We start from the raw sequence: 14,412 nt of genomic DNA, 5'->3' as shown, positions 1-14,412 counted from the left end.
ACCCGGAGGGGGTCCATCCATGGCGAAGACCGGTGGCCGGGCCCGTACCACGGCCGCCTCCGCGCTCGGCTCGCTGGACTTCACCCTGGACCGGGGCAGTCCCGTGCCGCTGTACCACCAGCTCGCACAGCAGCTGGAGGCGGCGATCGGGCACAGCGTCCTCGCCCCGGGGGACCTCCTGGGCAACGAGGTCGACCTGTCCGTGCGCCTCGGCCTGTCCCGCCCCACCGTCCGCCAGGCCATCCAGTCCCTCGTCGAGAAGGGGTTGCTGGTCCGGCGGCGCGGGGTGGGCACGCAGGTGGTGCACAGCCAGGTGAAACGCCCGCTGGAACTGAGCAGCCTCTACGACGACCTGGAGGCGGCGGGGCAGGCGCCGGCCACCGAGGTCGTGCGCCACGAGGTCGTCCCGGCGGCCTGCGACGTGGCCGCCGCCCTCGGCGTTCCGGAGGGCAGCGAGGTGACCGTCCTGGACCGGCTGCGCCGCACCCACGGCCGGCCGGTGGCGCTGCTCTGCAACTACCTGCCGGTGTCACTGCTGGACGTGGACAGCGCCCGCCTGGAGTCGACCGGCCTGTACCGCGTGATGCGCTCGGCGGGTATCGCCCTGCACAGTGCCCGCCAGACCATCGGCGCCCGCGCGGCGACCGCCGGGGAGGCGTCCCGCCTGGACGAGCGGGAGGGGGCGGCGCTGCTCACCATGCAGCGCACGGCGTACGACGACACCGGGCGTCCGGTCGAGTACGGAACGCACATCTACCGGGCCTCGCTCTACACGTTCGACTTCCAGTTGCTGGTCCGGCCTTGACCCGGCCCGCCCTGAGCGCTCGCCGTCCGGCGTGATGTCGCCGGCCTCGCTGAAGGTCCGGATGCCGTTCCCCTCCGCCGTCCTACGGTGTGGTGTCAGTGCGCCGCGTCCAGCCGGGCGCGCTGCTCCGGCGTCAGTTCCAGGTCCACCGCGGCCAGGTTCTCCTCCAGCTGGGCCGGTGAGGAGACCCCGGCCAGCGGCAGGACGGGCAGTTCGCCGCCGATCTGCCAGGCGAGGACGACCTGGTTGACGGTCGCGCCGGTCTCCCGGGCCACGTCCCGCAGCACCGCCAGCCTGGCCGGGCTGCCGGGGTGGTCGAAGTCGGCGGGCAGCCGCTCCGGACGGCTGTAGGCACCCTTCAGCAGCGGGGAGTACGCGACCAGGGTCAGGCCGGGCTCGGCCCTCAGGTAGCCGAGCAGGTCGGGGCCGGCGTGGCCGAGGCTGCCGTCCGGGAACAGCTCGTCGGGGACGTCGGTGCGGGGGCGCAGGTGGGTGTGCGCGTACTGGAGGACCTCGTAGCCGGGCAGTCCGGCCGCGGCGGCGAGGGCCCGGGCGCGCTCCACCCGCCAGACGGCGTGGTTGCTCACGCCGAGCAGTCCGACGGTGCCCTCGGCGACCAGGGCGGCGAAGGCCTCGACGGTCTCCTGGAGCGGGACGGTGCGGTCCTCGATGTGCGCGTACAGCAGGTCCAGTTTCGCCAGGCCGAGCCGTTCGCGGCTGCGTTCGGCGGACTCTCGGATCACCTTCGCGGACAGGCCCTCGGCGTTGTCGACGTAGCTGGTGCCGGGGGCAAGGGGGCGGGCGCCGAGCTTGGTCGCGATGACGATCTCATCGCCGATGCCGCGGCTGCGCCGCCAGCGGCCGAGGAGTTCCTCGCTCTGGCCGCCCTGGCCGCCGTCGGCCCAGAAGGCGTAGTTGTCGGAGGTGTCGATGAAGTTCCCGCCGGCTTCGACGTAGCGGTCGAGCAGGGCGAAGGACGTCGCCTCGTCCGTCACCGAGCCGAACAGCATCGCGCCGAGCGCGAGGACACTCACCTCGCGGCGGGTCGTGGGGTCTGTGCCGATCGTGCGGTACTTCATGGGTCGCTCCCTCCGGCGGGCGCCCCGGCGTTCGGGGTACGGAGGGAGTCTTCAGCTTGGAGTGCTCTCGAGGTCAAGGGCACTCCCCTGCGGTCAGGCTCCCTGCGCCTCGGACGCCACCACCATGCCGACTCCTCCCAGCGCCCGGGCAGCCCGGTGGGAGATGCGCCAGAGCTGTCCCTGACGGTCGCTGACGTAGATCTGGCCGTTGGCGAGGTCCAGCGCGAGGCCCTCGCAGGTCCCGAGGCCGGTGGCCACGACGCGCTGCGCGCCGTCGGCCAGGGTGACCTCGTACAGGCGCCCGCCCGAGTGGTCGACGGTGTACGCCTTGCCGGTGCCGTCGAGTTCGAGGGGTGCGGTGCTCGCCCCGGCGAGATCGGCCACGACGCGGTGGTTTCCGTCGGCGAGATCGACCTCGAACACCTTGCCGCTGCCTTCCCGCTGGCCGACGTACGCCTTGCCCGTGCCGTCCAGGGTCGCCCCGGAGATACCGCCCGGGAGGCCGGTGGCGACCGTCTTCTTCTCTCCGGTACGCAGATCGACCGCGAACAGCTGCCCGCCGCTCCAGTTGACGACGTACGCCGTGCCCGCGCCGTCCAGCGCGACTCCGTACGCGCCCGGGACGCCGGCGACCGGGCGGGAGGAGCCGCTGGACAGGTCGACGGCGAGGAGGCGCGCACCGGCGAAGTCCGTGGTGTAGGCCGTGCCCGCCCCGTCCACCGCCACGTCGCCGATGTCGCCGAGGCCCGTCGCCAGCACTCCGCGGCCCTGGGCCACGGCTTCGACGACGTGCAGGCCGCCCGGCGCGCGATCGGCCGGATCCGGGACGTGCTCGAGGTGCGGCCGCTACCGGAGCCCACGCACCCGGCCACGCCCCGGGGGCACCGGGTGGAGTTGCGTGACGTCCGATTCGGCTACGAAGCCGGTCACGAGGTGCTGCGCGGGATCGACCTGGTGCTGGAACCGGGGACGGTCACCGCGATCGTCGGACCGTCGGGAAGCGGGAAGTCCACGCTGGTGCAGTTGTTGCCGCGGTTCTTCGACCCGACCCACGGCTCGGTCGCCCTCGGCGGCGTCGACCTGCGCGAACTCGGCAGCCGGGAGCTCCCGCTCGGTCTGCGCCCTGCAACAGGCAGCAACTACCCGCCATGGAAGGATCGCGGCCATGTCCCTCAGCGTTCCCCGCCTGCGGATCGGCTCGACCGAGATCATCGCCCTCGCCGACGGCGAGGGCCCGTTCTTCTCCCCGCGCGCCGAGGCCTTCCCCGAGGCCACGGCCGCTCAGTGGGCCGAGGCAGACCGCTACGACCCGGGCGCGGTCGACGCCGAGGGCCGCTGGCGGCTCCAGTTCCGCGCATACGCGATCCGCGGCACCAAGGGCCTCACCGTCGTGGACGCAGGGATCGGTCCGGCGGACAGCCCGGCCGGCTCGTGGGCGCCCGTGCCCGGTGCACTCCCCGAGTCGCTCGCCGCCGCGGGCATCGACCCGGCCGAGGTCGACACCGTGGTGCTCACACATCTGCACACCGACCACGTCGGGTGGGCGGTCGTCACCGAGGCGGCCGTCCCGCCAGCGGGCGGCGCGGTGGACGGCGACGCTTCGACCGACGGTGCGACCAGCGGCCGCCGCCCCTATTTCCCGAACGCCGAATACCTGCTCCAGCGGGCCGAGTTCGACGCCCTCGACGCGCTCAACCCGCAGCTTCGCGAGACCCTCACCGACCCACTCGCGGCCGCCGGCCGACTCCGGCTCCTCGACGGGGACACGCCGCTGCGCGCCGGGCGCGCGGTCGCCACGCCCGGTCATACGCCCGGGCACCAGAGCGTGCTGGTCGCCGACGGGCGCGAGCTGGCGCTCGTCACCGGCGACCTCCTGGTGCACGCGCTCCAGCTGCTCCACCCCGAGCTCGCCTACGCGCACGAGATCGACCCCGAGGCGGCCAGGCGCTCAAGGGAGCGCATGCTCGGCCGCGAAACCGCCACCACGCTGCACCTGGCGACGCCGCATCTGACGGAGCCGTTCCTTCCGGCGTGATCACGGCCGTTCGGCGCGGGTCGGACCGCGAGGGGTCAAGTGCGCTGGTCTCCGATTGGCCCCGAAAACGATCAAAAGGTCGTGCCGGATGTCTCCGATACGACCTCTGACCTGCGACTCTTACGAGTCGGGACGACAGGATTTGAACCTGCGACCCCTTGACCCCCAGTCAAGTGCGCTACCAAGCTGCGCCACGTCCCGGTGCGCGCCACTCACGGCGAACCGCGTGATCGCGCGAACAGCACCTTACCCCACACCCCTGGCCGCGCCGAAAGCGGGCCGGGCGGGACAATCGGCGTATGGGCAGCACAGGAGAGACCTACCCGGGCCGGCCGGGCGACGCACGGGACCGCGACAGTGAGGGGCGGGCGCGCAACGCCCGGCCCCGGGACGGCCTCGGGCGGCCCCTGCCGTACGGGGCGGACGGTGTGCCGCGGCAGCCCGAGGGCGTCGTCCGTACCCCGGAGGATACCGTCGCGGAGGCGCAGCGGCTGCTGGACGAGGGCAAGCCGTTCCACGCGCACGAGGTCTTCGAGGACGCGTGGAAGTCGGGGCCCGACCAGGAGCGCGAGCTGTGGCGCGGCCTCGCGCAGCTCGCCGTGGGGCTCACGCACGCCGCCCGCGGCAACCTGGCGGGCGGGGCCCGCCTCCTCCGGCGCGGGGCGGGCGCGGCCGAGGCCTGGGTGTCCGGCACCGGGCGGGCACTGCCGCACGGGATCGACATCGCGGGCGTGTCCGCGTGGGCGCGGGAGCTGGCCGGAGAAGTGGAGCGAAGCGGCCGGCCGGTGGACGCGGGGGCGCGGGCACCGCGGCTGCGGGGTGCGGCGACGGGGCGCTGAGCCGGGACCCGGCGCCGCCGCGAACGCGGCCACCGCTCCCCCACCCGACCGCGGTGAACCCGCCCCGGCTGCCGTGCGGCAGACTCGGGGCGTGCGAAAGATTCATGTCATCGGTATCGGCGCGGGCGACCCCGACCAGCTCACCCTCCAGGCGGTCAGGGCGCTGCGGAGCACGGACGTGTTCTTCATCCTGGAGAAGGGCGAGGTGAAGGCGGACCTCACCGGGCTGCGCCGGGACATGCTCGACGCGCACGTGCCGCAGGGGACGTACCGCGTCGTCGAGGCGCGTGACCCGGAGCGGGACCGGAAGGCCGGCGGTGCGGCCTACTCCCCCGCCGTCGGGGACTGGCGCAGCGCCCGGGCCGAGATCTACGAGCGGCTGATCGCGGAGGAACTCGGCGAGGAGCAGACCGGCGCGTTCCTGGTGTGGGGCGACCCGTCGCTGTACGACAGCACCCTGGGGATCCTGGAGGAGGTGCTGGAGCGGGGCGCCGTGGCGTTCGAGTACGACGTCGTGCCCGGCATCAGCAGTGTCTCGGCGCTCGTCGCCCGGCACCGCACGGGCCTCAACCGTGTCGCCCGGCCGGTGCAGATCACCACCGGCCGGCGGCTGGCGGAGGGCTTCCCGGAGGGCGTGGACGACGTGGTGGTGATGCTCGACGCCCATCAGACGTTCCGGCAGTACGTACATGAGGATGTCGACATCTACTGGGGCGCCTACATCGGCACCCCCGACGAGATCCTCGTCTCCGGCCCGATCGCCGACGCCGCCCCCCGCATCGAGCGGTTGCGGGCCGAGGCCCGCGAGCGCAAGGGCTGGATCATGGACACGTATCTGCTGCGCCGGCACCCCCGCGACTGACGGGACCGGCGGGCACATCGCCGGGCACACGGATCTGGACACGACGCGGCGGATCGTCCGCCGATCGCCGCGCCGCGGCGGTTGCCTCCGGTTCGCTGTGAACGCCCTAGTCCAGCCCCAGCCGTTCCAGCACGCCTGCCACATCGGGCACGGCCGTCACACCGTCCGGCAGCGGCGGCCGTCGTACGACCACGACCGGCAGTCCCAGGTCCCGGGCCGCTGTCAGTTTGGCTGCCGTCGCCGCTCCCCCGCTGTCCTTGGTCACCAGGACGTCGACGCGGTGCTCGCGCAGCAGGGCCGTCTCGCCGGGGAGGGTGAACGGGCCGCGGGAGAGCAGCACCTCAGTGTCGGGCGGCATCGGCGGCTCGGGGGGATCCACCGACCGCACGACGAAGTGGAGGCGCGTCAGGTGGGCGAAGGAGGCCAGGCCGAGGCGCCCGGTGGTGAGGAGCACCCGGCGGCCGAGACGCGGCAGCAGATCGGCGGCCGCGCCCAGTGAGGGGACCGGGTGCCACCGGTCCCCGGGGCCGGGCCGCCACCCGGGGCGGCGGAGTACCACCGCGGGTACGCCGGTCTCGGTCGCGGCGCGGGCCGCGTTGGCCGTGATCGACTCGGCGAAGGGGTGTGTGGCGTCGACGAGCGCGTCCACGCCCTCCTCCCGCAGCCACCGGGCCAGCCCCCCGGCGCCGCCGAAGCCCCCGACGCGCACGTCCCCGTCGAGCGCCCCGGGCCTGGCCACGCGGCCCGCGAGGGACGTCGTGACGCGGACACCGGGGCGCCCGGACAGCGCGGCGGCCAGGGCACGGGCCTCGGTCGTGCCGCCGAGGATCAGGACATGAGGGGACACGGCGTCGAGCGTACGAGGTCCCTGCGGCGCGCCACGGGACGGGTACCGACCGGCCAGTGCGGCTCCGGTACGACCGACTCCCCTACGACCGACGCCAGGACGGGTACGAGCGGCCAGCGCGCCTCCCCGGGCTCCCTGCGGCCGTCGCGGGGACGGTTGCCGAGCGGCGAGCGCCGCTCGCGGTGGCTATCGTCCTGGCATGGAGTCCGTGCGTGCCGTGCTCGTGGACATCGACGGGGTGCTCACCGTCTCGTGGCGGCCGTTGCCCGGGGCCGTCGAGGCGTTGCGGGAGGTCCGGGAGGCCGGGCTCGCCGTCCTGCTGGTCACCAACACCACCTCCCGCACCCGGGCGTCGATCGCCGGGACGCTGGCGGAGGAGGGGTTTCCGGTGTCCGCCGAGGACATCCTGACCGCGCCCGCCGCCACCGCCGCGTACCTCGCCGAGCACTGCCCCGGAGCCCGGTGCGCCCTGCTGAACAGCGGCGACATCGCGGAGGACCTCGACGGTGTCACCGTCGTGGAGGCGGGCGGCACCGGGCGCGTGCCGGATGTCGTGCTGGTCGGCGGGGCCGGTCCCGAGTTCGGCTACGCGGCGCTCGACCGGGTCTTCGGGCATCTGCAGCGCGGGGCCAGGCTGGTGGCGATGCACCGCAACCTGTACTGGCGTACGGCCGAGGGGCTGCGGCTGGACTCGGGGGCGTTCCTGGCCGGGCTGGAGCGGGCGGCGCGGGTGGAGGCCGAGATCACCGGCAAGCCGTCGCGGGCGTTCTTCGCGTCGGCGCTCGCCCGGCTGGGCGTCGGCGCGGCGGAGACGGTGATGGTCGGGGACGACATCGAGTCCGACGTGCTGGCGGCGCAACGGGCCGGGGTCACCGGGGTGCTCGTGCGGACCGGGAAGTTCCAGCCGGAGACGCTGCGGGCCGCCGAGGGCACGCCCGACCATGTGATCGACTCGTTCGCGGACCTGCCGGCGCTGCTGCGGGAGTCAGCGCAGCAGTAGCTGCAGGCCGCCCACGACGGTCGCCGCGATGACGAGCTGCTCGAAGAGCCGCTGGTTGATCCTGTGCACGGCCCACTTGCCGAACAGCGCGCCGGGCACGACGAACGCCACGAGCGCCAGGTCGAGGAGCAGCGAGTGGCCGTCGATCAGGCCGAGGCCGGCGCTGAAGGGCAGCTTGGAGACGTTGACGATCAGGAAGAAGAAGGCCGAGGTTCCGAGGAAGCCGAGCTTGCGGAAGCCCGCGGACAGCAGGTACATCGACATCACGGGGCCGCCCGCGTTGGCGACCATGGTGGTGAAGCCGCCGAGGACGCCGTAGGAGCGGGCCTTGAGGCGGCCCGAGCGCGTGGTGACCGACTCCGGCTCCTCCTCCGCGTCGGCCGTGCGCCGGCGCCACACCGTCACGGCCGCCATCAGCAGCAGGATCGCACCGATCGAGGTCCGTACGATCGCGTCGTCCGCCCAGAGCAGGAACACCGTGCCGACGACGACGCCCGCGGCGACCGCCGGGAACAGCCGCCAGAGCGTGGGCCAGTGGGCGTGCCGCCGGTAGGTGGCGACGGCCAGGAGGTCTCCGGCGATCAGGATCGGCAGCAGCACGCCGGTGGAGGCGCGGGCGGGCAGCACCGCCGCGAAGACGGCGAGGCTGACGGTGTTGGCCCCGCTCACGGCGGTCTTCGAGAAACCGACGAGCAGGGCCGCGAAGGCGAGGGCGGCGAACTCCCAGCCGGTGATGTGCCAGAGCGTCATGGTGTTCATGCGAACACTGATGCTATGCGCAACGAACGGGTGCCCGTAAGCGCTGTCTCGCCTGGCGGGCTCCGCCGATGCCGCCGGGCCGGCCGTCCGTCAGGGCCGTTCGACGAGGACCGCGCTTCCCTGCCCCACCCCGACGCACATCGTGGCGAGCCCCCGCCCGGCCCCCGTGCGCCGCATCCGGTGGAGCAGCGTGGTCAGGATGCGGGCGCCGGAGCAGCCCAGGGGGTGGCCGAGGGCGATGGCGCCGCCGCTGGGGTTGACCAAGTCGGGGTCGATGCCGAGCTGGTCCACGCAGGCCAGGGCCTGGGCGGCGAAGGCCTCGTTGAACTCGGCCTCCTCCAGGTCGCCGACGCTCCAGCCGGCGCGGGTCAGCACCTTGCGGGTGGCGGGGACGGGACCGATGCCCATGACGTCGGGGTGGACACCGGCGGAGGCTCCGGCGACGTAGCGGCCCAGCGACTCCAGGCCCAGGTCGTTCAGCGCCTCCTCGCTGACGAGGAGGAGGCCGGCGGCGCCGTCGTTCATCGGCGAGGCGTTGCCCGCGGTGACCGTGCCGCCGTCGCGGAAGACCGGCTTCAGCCGGGACAGCTTCTCGTACGAGGTGTCCTCACGGACGCATTCGTCGGTGTCGACGACCACGCCGTCGGGGCGCTCCACGGGCAGGAGTTCGTCGTCGAAGTGGCCGTTCTTGCGGGCCAGGGCGGCGCGCTGGTGGCTGCGCAGGGCGAAGTCGTCCTGGCGTTCGCGCGGGATGCCGTACCGTGCGGCGACCTCCTCGGCCGTCTCGCCCATGGCCAGCAGGCCGTGCAGCTCGCGCATGGCCGGGTTGACCAGGCGCCAGCCGAGGCGGGTGTCGGCGGTCTCCATGCGGTGCGGCAGGGCCTCGTCGGGGCGGGGCAGAACGAAGGGGGCGCGGCTCATCGACTCGGAGCCGCCCGCGATCACGATGTCGGCCTCGCCGGAGGCGATGGTGCGGGCGGCGGTGGTCACGGCCTCCAGGCCGGAGGCGCAGAGGCGGTTGACGGTGGCGCCGGGCACCGAGTCGGGGAGGCCGGCGAGCAGCGCGGCCATGCGGGCGACGTTGCGGTTGTCCTCGCCGGCCTGGTTGGCGGCGCCCCAGTAGACGTCGTCGATCCGGGCCGGGTCCAGGGCGGGCACACCGGTGACCAGGGCGCGGACGACGGTCGCCGCGAGGTCGTCGGGCCGTATCGAGGAGAGGGATCCCCGCAGTTTGCCGAGGGGGGTGCGGCGGGCGGCCGCGAAGTGGACGGGACGCACGAGAGGCTCCTCACACCGCGCATAATTAGCACTGCTAGTTTCGGACTATAGACCCTCGCCGCGCCGCCTGTGAAGATTGTGCGCCTTCCGGGACTCCCCACAGGTCATATCGCAGGCCGGACGACCCTCATACGGCGCGTTTGCACCAGTGCGCCCAGGGCACCCGCGCGTTCATGGAGTGGTTGCGGAGCGCCGCCTGCGTGGACGAGGACCCCGAGCTGTTCTTTCCCGTCGGCACCGCCGGCCCCGCCTTGCGTGACGCGAGCGCCGCGAAGCGGGTCTGCGCTCGCTGCCCGGTGACCGACCAGTGCCTGAGCTTCGCGCTGGGCAGCGGTCAGGCCTCGGGTGTGTGGGGCGGCACCGGCGAGGAGGAGCGCGACGCACTGCTCCGGACGACCAGGAACGACGCGAGAAGGAGAAGTGCCCTATGACGGCTGTGAGGAGCACACTGCCCGACGACGCCCGCAAGGTCTCCTGCGAGGCGCTCCAGGACACCCTGGTGGATCTGCTCGGGCTCTCGCTGGTCGGGAAGCAGGCACACTGGAACGTCGTCGGGCCCCGGTTCCGGTCCATCCACCTCCAGCTCGACGAGGTGGTCACGGCGGCGCGGGACTTCGCCGACACGGTCGCGGAGCGGTCCGCGGCGCTCGGTGTCCCGCCGGACGGACGGCCGGAGACCATCGCCAAGGCCTTCACGCTGCCCGCCCCGCAGGAGGGCTGGGTCCGCGACTCGGACGCCGTACAGGTGATGGTGGACGCGCTGCAGGAAGCGGTGGGCCGGCTGCGCGAGCGCATCGACGCGACAGAGAAGGCGGACCCGGTCACCCAGGACCTGCTGATCGGCATCACCGCGGAGCTGGAGAAGCAGCGGTGGATGTTCGACGCGGAGAACTTCCCCCGCTGACCGGCGGGAGGACGGCGCAGAGCATCCGACGTACGTACGGAAGGGGCAGGCGATGACCGACGCCCTCGAACTCGACGCGCTGTGGGAGGACTTCCACCGCGTGGTGAACATGACCTCGCAGGAACTCGCGGCCTGGCTGCGGGTCCGCGACGCCGACGAGGCCACCGAGCCGCTGCCGGACCAGGCGGGCTCGGCGACCGGGCAGCACGTCCTGGCGATCCTCCAGAAGCGGCGCACCGACCTGACCGAGGACGACCTGCGCGTGATGCGGAAGGTCGTGGACACGGTCACCGGCCAGGTGGACCTGGAGAACGAGCCCGAGCCAGAGGTGACGGCCGAGGACACCCGACGCCGGCACCGGCTGATGACGGTCGGGCACGACCCGCTGAAGGGGTAGACGGTGGACCGCCCGGAGCGCGTCGTACGGGAACTCGTCGGCGCGCACGGCCGGACGTACGCCGAGGAGGCGGGTATCGCACTGAAGGACACCCCGCAGCCGCTGTACCGGCTGCTGGTGCTGTCCCATCTGCTCAGTGCCCGCATCCGCGGCTCGATCGCGCTGGCCACCGCCCGTGCCCTGCACGAGGCGGGGCTGCGCGATCCGCGGCGTATGGCGGAAGCCGCCTGGCGGGAGCGGGTCGACGCCCTGGGCCGGGGCGGCTACCGGCGCTACGACGAGCGCACGGCCACCCAGCTCGGCGACGCCGCCGAGCGCCTGAACGAACGGTGGGGCGGCGATCTGCGGCGGCTGCGCCGGGAAGCGGACGGCAAGGTCTCCGAACTGCGCAGCCTCCTCCAGGAGTTCCCCGGAATGGGCCCTGCCGGAGCCGGCATCTTCCTGCGCGAGGCGCAAGGCGTCTGGCCGGAGGCGGCCCCCTTCCTGGACGCCAAGGCACTCCAAGGCGCCGAGCGGCTGCACCTGCCACGGGACCCCGAGCGCCTCACCGCACTGGCCGGGAACACCGATCCGGCCGTCCTCGCCGCCGCGCTGGTGCGGGCGGCGGTGGACAAGAAGGTCGCACAGGACACGCTCACCCGCGCCGGATGACCCGCCTCACCTCACCCGAGCAGCCAGCCCCCGTCCACGGTCAGTTCGACCGCGTTGACCGACCGGTTGCGCAGCAGGAAGTCCACCGCGTCCACCACGTCCGCCATCGCGGCGAGCCGCCCCGTGGGTGTCTCGGTGCGCAGCGCGGCGAGCACCTTCTCCGGTTTGGCCTGCCAGTACGGGCTGTCGCCCACGACACCGGGATGCACGGCGTTGACCCGGACGGGAGCCAGCTCCACGGCGAGGGAGTTCATCAGGCCCCGCACCCCCGCGTTGACCGTCGCCACCGTCGTCGCGCCCGGGTAGGGGCGCTCCTTGGCCTGGCCGCCGAACAGCACGATGGCGCTGTCCTCGTGCAGCCGGCCGCGCAGCGTGTGCACCACCTCCGTGTAGCCGACCAGCTTCAGGGTGACCAGGCGCAGGGCGGCGTCGATGTCGTACTCGGTCACCTTGTTGTCGTCCCGGGTGATGCCCGCGATCACCAGATGGTCGACGCGCCCCATGCCGGCCAGGGCCGCCGCGATCTCCAGCGGCCGGGCCAGGTCGAGGGCGAGTCCGCGGGCGCCGACCTCCTTCGCGACCGCTTCGGCCCGCTGGGTGTCGCGGCTGGTGAGAACGACGTCGTCTCCTTGCCCGGCCCGTGTGCGGGCGAACTCGAGCCCGATCCCGGACGTTCCGCCGACGACGAGCACACTGCTCATGATGTCTCCTCCAGTGCCGCGCGCAGGTAGTCCCAGTCCCGCGTGAACCGGTACGAGTGCCGCGACGGCGGTTGCGGCGCCTGTGTCTCCAGCCAGCGCAGCGGCCCGGGCCCCGCGTTGACGAAACCGTGCACACATCCGGCGCCCGCCCAGGCCAGATCGCCGGGCTCCAGCCGGTACCGCTCGCCGTCGAGGGTGGTCTCGGCGACGCCTTCCAGGATCAGATACGTCTCCTCGAAAGGGTGGTCGTGGGTGCCGATGACCCCGTCGGACGCGTACTGCACCATGAACATCGTCGAGGCGACCGCGCCCAGATCGCCGTCGATCATCATCTTCACCGTGATCCCGCTGTAGACCAGCAGCGCGGTCCGCATGCTCGCCGTGACGGCCAGCAGATCCTGTGACTGCCTGCCCGGATCCATCTGGCCGGGCTCGAAGTGGCCGAAGGATCGGGTACGCGGGTCGCGGACGTCCACCCGGGCCGGCTCGCGCGCGGGCAGGTCCGGTACGGCCTGGGTGTCGTGCCCGTAGCGGGCGCGCGGCACCGGGGCCAGCATGTCCGCCCAGCGGCCTCCGGCGCCCCCGGCCCCCCGCCAGGCGTGCGGAACGCCGGTCGGCAGCAGGCCGTAGTCGCCCGCCTGAAGCAGGTACGAGCCGTCCGGCACGTCGAGGACCACGGCCCCGTCGAGGACGTGGAAGGTCTCCTCGTACGAGTGCACATGGGCGGGCACCCGGCCGTCCGGGAGCAGTTCGCACAGGCCGAAGCCGGTGTGGACGCTGCCGTCCTCCTCGCCGACCAGCGCCCTGCGCCGGTGACCGTGCCGGTCGTAGGACGGCTCGGTCAGGTCGGCGGCGTGGCGCACCAGGTGATTGGTCATGCCGGTGCCTTCGCCCCCTTGGCCTCCTTCGCCGCGAGGAGCCGGTCGCGGGACTCGCCGACGAGCCGCAGGGCGCGTGCCGTGTCGCCGAGGAGTCTGCCGTCGCGCTTGTGGATCACGCCGTCGACGAGGACGGTGTCCACGTTGGAGACGTCGGCGCACAGCGTCACCGCGGCCACCGCGTCGTGCACGGGGGCGACGTTCAGGGCGGTGGCGTCGATCGCGACGATGTCGGCGCGCTTGCCGGGGGTCAGGGAGCCGGTACGGTCCTCCAGCCCGGCGACGTGGGCGCCGTTGACCGTGGCGATCTCCAGCATCTGACGTGCGGTCAGCATGGTGTCGGGGACCGGCATGTTGGCCTGCCAGCAGTCGGCGTTGACACGGGCGCGTTCGGCGCCGAAGGCCGCGCGGATCTGGGTGAACATGTCGCCGGGCACGGTGGTGACGACGTCGATGCTGAGCGACGGCCGCAGACCGTGCTCGATGGCCTGCATCACGGGCGGCCAGCCGTGCCCCATCTGGAGCTCCACCTGCGGAGCGACCGACACCGTGCCGCCGCTGTCGGCGACCATCCGCCACTCCTCCCCGCTGAGGTAGCAGCTGTGGACGTAGGTGGTGTCCGGGCCGAGCAGTCCCAGGCCGTGCAGCTGCTTGACCATGCCGAAGCGGCCGGCCAGCCGCCCCATGGCCACGTGCACGGTGATCGGGAGGCCCAGCTCACGTGCCATGGCCCACTCGGCGGTGACGACCTCGTCGAGGCAGAAGCCGGGGCCGCGGGTGGCGAGGCCCATGGTCAGCAGCCCGCCGTCGGAGGCGAAGTGCGTCGACCGGATCCGCCGTACGTCGTCCGCCGGGATCGCGATCCTGCTCTCGAACCAGTACTCCGCGAGCGAGGTGTTGGCGCTGCCGTACGCGTACCGCGCCCGGATGCCGGATTCGGCCAGGCCCTGGATCGCCGCGTCCGGGTGCTCGGGGGTGTTGTTGATGTGCGACCAGTCGACGAGCGTGGTGATGCCGGCGTTGATGCACTCCAGCGCGCCCGCGAGGTTGCCGGCGTAGACGTCCTCCGGGGTGTACAGGGGTGCGAAGGTGTCGAGGATGTCGACGAAGTAGTCGTCGAGGGTGGCGTCGGGGGCGACGCCGCGGATGGGCGCCTCCCAGGTGTGGCGGTGGGTGTCGACGAAGCCGGGGATCACGAGGTGGCCGGTCATGTCGAGGACGTCGGCGTCGGCGCTGATCTCGGGCTCGACGGCCGCGATCCTGCCGTCCTCGACGAGGACGTCCCCCTGGGGCAGGTCCCCGATGTCCGGATCCATCGAGATCACGTGACCGGAGCGCAGCAGTGTCCTGGTGGTCATCGCGCTTCCTCCCATGGGG

General features: G+C 73.2%; 17 protein-coding genes, 1 tRNA gene and 1 pseudogene. 10 read left to right on the top strand and 9 right to left on the bottom strand.

The window, feature by feature from the left end:
• Positions 1-19: 19 nt before the first annotated feature.
• On the top strand, positions 20-805 hold the full coding sequence (locus IO24_RS0113145) for a GntR family transcriptional regulator (protein WP_031135249.1): 786 nt from the start codon (positions 20-22) through the stop codon (positions 803-805).
• 95 nt (positions 806-900) lie between these two features.
• Here the strand turns inward: IO24_RS0113145 and IO24_RS0113140 are convergent, their stop codons facing one another.
• Both IO24_RS0113140 and IO24_RS0113135 read right to left on the bottom strand, forming a co-directional pair.
• Positions 901-1,884, bottom strand: a complete 984-nt coding sequence (locus IO24_RS0113140) for an aldo/keto reductase (RefSeq protein WP_031135247.1) — start codon at positions 1,882-1,884, stop codon at positions 901-903.
• A 93-nt stretch (positions 1,885-1,977) separates the two neighbouring features.
• Positions 1,978-2,661 carry an NHL repeat-containing protein gene (locus tag IO24_RS0113135; protein ID WP_199808831.1) on the bottom strand — a complete coding sequence of 228 codons (684 nt, stop codon included), beginning with the start codon at positions 2,659-2,661 and terminating at the stop codon, positions 1,978-1,980.
• Here IO24_RS0113135 and IO24_RS47145 point away from each other — a divergent pair.
• Positions 2,647-2,991, top strand: a pseudogene (locus IO24_RS47145) (ATP-binding cassette domain-containing protein); the annotation flags it as partial. The gene IO24_RS0113135 and the pseudogene IO24_RS47145 sit on opposite strands and share 15 nt — an antisense overlap.
• 58 nt (positions 2,992-3,049) lie before the next feature.
• Entirely contained in the window at positions 3,050-3,919 is an 870-nt protein-coding gene (locus IO24_RS0113130; protein ID WP_031135243.1) for an MBL fold metallo-hydrolase, read from the top strand.
• Between the two features lie 127 nt (positions 3,920-4,046).
• Here IO24_RS0113130 and IO24_RS0113125 read toward each other — a convergent pair.
• A tRNA-Pro gene (locus IO24_RS0113125) sits at positions 4,047-4,120 on the bottom strand.
• Positions 4,121-4,218: 98 nt separating this feature from the next.
• Here IO24_RS0113125 and IO24_RS0113120 point away from each other — a divergent pair.
• Together IO24_RS0113120 and cobF are read left to right on the top strand one after the other, a co-directional pair.
• On the top strand, positions 4,219-4,758 hold the full coding sequence (locus IO24_RS0113120; RefSeq protein ID WP_031135242.1) for a DUF309 domain-containing protein: 540 nt from the start codon (positions 4,219-4,221) through the stop codon (positions 4,756-4,758).
• Positions 4,759-4,849: 91 nt separating this feature from the next.
• A complete protein-coding gene (cobF, locus tag IO24_RS0113115) occupies positions 4,850-5,620 on the top strand; it encodes a precorrin-6A synthase (deacetylating) (RefSeq protein ID WP_031135240.1) in 771 nt (256 codons plus the stop codon).
• 106 nt (positions 5,621-5,726) lie between these two features.
• Here the strand turns inward: cobF and IO24_RS0113110 are convergent, their stop codons facing one another.
• On the bottom strand, positions 5,727-6,467 hold the full coding sequence (locus IO24_RS0113110) for a cobalt-precorrin-6A reductase (protein WP_031135238.1): 741 nt from the start codon (positions 6,465-6,467) through the stop codon (positions 5,727-5,729).
• A 199-nt stretch (positions 6,468-6,666) separates the two neighbouring features.
• Between IO24_RS0113110 and IO24_RS0113105 the strand changes: the two genes are divergently transcribed.
• The gene (locus IO24_RS0113105; RefSeq protein ID WP_031135236.1) at positions 6,667-7,467 is read left to right on the top strand and encodes an HAD-IIA family hydrolase; all 801 of its coding nucleotides are present in this window, start codon (positions 6,667-6,669) and stop codon (positions 7,465-7,467) included.
• Here the strand turns inward: IO24_RS0113105 and IO24_RS0113100 are convergent.
• Both IO24_RS0113100 and IO24_RS0113095 read right to left on the bottom strand, forming a co-directional pair.
• Positions 7,453-8,226, bottom strand: coding sequence for a sulfite exporter TauE/SafE family protein (locus tag IO24_RS0113100; RefSeq protein ID WP_031135234.1), 774 nt, complete (start codon positions 8,224-8,226; stop codon positions 7,453-7,455). The genes IO24_RS0113105 and IO24_RS0113100 overlap by 15 nt on opposite strands.
• A gap of 90 nt (positions 8,227-8,316) precedes the next feature.
• Positions 8,317-9,504, bottom strand: a complete 1,188-nt coding sequence (locus IO24_RS0113095; protein WP_031135232.1) for a thiolase family protein — start codon at positions 9,502-9,504, stop codon at positions 8,317-8,319.
• A 173-nt stretch (positions 9,505-9,677) separates the two neighbouring features.
• Between IO24_RS0113095 and IO24_RS0113090 the strand changes: the two genes are divergently transcribed.
• From IO24_RS0113090 to IO24_RS0113075, 4 genes are read left to right on the top strand one after another with little or no spacing between them, the layout of a single operon-like run.
• Positions 9,678-9,935: a WhiB family transcriptional regulator gene (locus IO24_RS0113090; protein ID WP_031135230.1), complete on the top strand. Its 258-nt coding sequence runs from the start codon at positions 9,678-9,680 to the stop codon at positions 9,933-9,935.
• On the top strand, positions 9,932-10,408 hold the full coding sequence (locus tag IO24_RS0113085; RefSeq protein ID WP_031135228.1) for a Dps family protein: 477 nt from the start codon (positions 9,932-9,934) through the stop codon (positions 10,406-10,408). The genes IO24_RS0113090 and IO24_RS0113085 overlap by 4 nt, the downstream gene beginning before the upstream one ends.
• Positions 10,409-10,460: 52 nt before the next feature.
• Positions 10,461-10,805, top strand: coding sequence for a DUF3140 domain-containing protein (locus IO24_RS0113080; protein WP_031135226.1), 345 nt, complete (start codon positions 10,461-10,463; stop codon positions 10,803-10,805).
• 3 nt (positions 10,806-10,808) lie between these two features.
• Positions 10,809-11,456: an HhH-GDP family DNA glycosylase gene (locus tag IO24_RS0113075; protein WP_031135224.1), complete on the top strand. Its 648-nt coding sequence runs from the start codon at positions 10,809-10,811 to the stop codon at positions 11,454-11,456.
• 11 nt (positions 11,457-11,467) lie between these two features.
• Here the strand turns inward: IO24_RS0113075 and IO24_RS0113070 are convergent, their stop codons facing one another.
• Genes IO24_RS0113070 through IO24_RS0113060 form a run of 3 tightly spaced genes read right to left on the bottom strand, consistent with a single transcriptional unit; the run spans position 11,468 to position 14,393 of the window.
• Positions 11,468-12,157 (bottom strand): SDR family oxidoreductase, encoded by a 690-nt coding sequence (locus IO24_RS0113070; RefSeq protein ID WP_031135222.1) that lies wholly within the window; start codon positions 12,155-12,157, stop codon positions 11,468-11,470.
• Positions 12,154-13,035: a cupin domain-containing protein gene (locus tag IO24_RS0113065; protein ID WP_031135220.1), complete on the bottom strand. Its 882-nt coding sequence runs from the start codon at positions 13,033-13,035 to the stop codon at positions 12,154-12,156. The genes IO24_RS0113070 and IO24_RS0113065 overlap by 4 nt, the downstream gene beginning before the upstream one ends.
• Entirely contained in the window at positions 13,032-14,393 is a 1,362-nt protein-coding gene (locus IO24_RS0113060) for an amidohydrolase family protein (RefSeq protein WP_031135219.1), read from the bottom strand. The genes IO24_RS0113065 and IO24_RS0113060 overlap by 4 nt, the downstream gene beginning before the upstream one ends.
• Positions 14,394-14,412 lie beyond the last annotated feature (19 nt).

It is taken from the genome of Streptomyces flavovariabilis (assembly GCF_000725785.1).
Taxonomy (GTDB): Bacteria; Actinomycetota; Actinomycetes; order Streptomycetales; family Streptomycetaceae; genus Streptomyces; species Streptomyces hawaiiensis.
This window is presented reverse-complemented; position numbering and strand designations above follow the sequence as displayed.

What these genes read in the sequence shown, in the direction of transcription:
- IO24_RS0113090 (WP_031135230.1), top strand. Translation starts at nt 9,678, where the DNA reads ATGGAGTGGTTGCGGAGCGCCGCCTGCGTGGACGAGGACCCCGAGCTG.
- IO24_RS0113100 (WP_031135234.1), bottom strand. Translation starts at nt 8,226, where the DNA reads ATGAACACCATGACGCTCTGGCACATCACCGGCTGGGAGTTCGCCGCC.
- IO24_RS0113060 (WP_031135219.1), bottom strand. Translation starts at nt 14,393, where the DNA reads ATGACCACCAGGACACTGCTGCGCTCCGGTCACGTGATCTCGATGGAT.
- IO24_RS0113080 (WP_031135226.1), top strand. Translation starts at nt 10,461, where the DNA reads ATGACCGACGCCCTCGAACTCGACGCGCTGTGGGAGGACTTCCACCGC.
- IO24_RS0113065 (WP_031135220.1), bottom strand. Translation starts at nt 13,035, where the DNA reads ATGACCAATCACCTGGTGCGCCACGCCGCCGACCTGACCGAGCCGTCC.
- IO24_RS0113145 (WP_031135249.1), top strand. Translation starts at nt 20, where the DNA reads ATGGCGAAGACCGGTGGCCGGGCCCGTACCACGGCCGCCTCCGCGCTC.
- IO24_RS0113105 (WP_031135236.1), top strand. Translation starts at nt 6,667, where the DNA reads ATGGAGTCCGTGCGTGCCGTGCTCGTGGACATCGACGGGGTGCTCACC.
- IO24_RS0113070 (WP_031135222.1), bottom strand. Translation starts at nt 12,157, where the DNA reads ATGAGCAGTGTGCTCGTCGTCGGCGGAACGTCCGGGATCGGGCTCGAG.
- IO24_RS0113140 (WP_031135247.1), bottom strand. Translation starts at nt 1,884, where the DNA reads ATGAAGTACCGCACGATCGGCACAGACCCCACGACCCGCCGCGAGGTG.
- IO24_RS0113130 (WP_031135243.1), top strand. Translation starts at nt 3,050, where the DNA reads ATGTCCCTCAGCGTTCCCCGCCTGCGGATCGGCTCGACCGAGATCATC.
- IO24_RS0113085 (WP_031135228.1), top strand. Translation starts at nt 9,932, where the DNA reads ATGACGGCTGTGAGGAGCACACTGCCCGACGACGCCCGCAAGGTCTCC.
- IO24_RS0113120 (WP_031135242.1), top strand. Translation starts at nt 4,219, where the DNA reads ATGGGCAGCACAGGAGAGACCTACCCGGGCCGGCCGGGCGACGCACGG.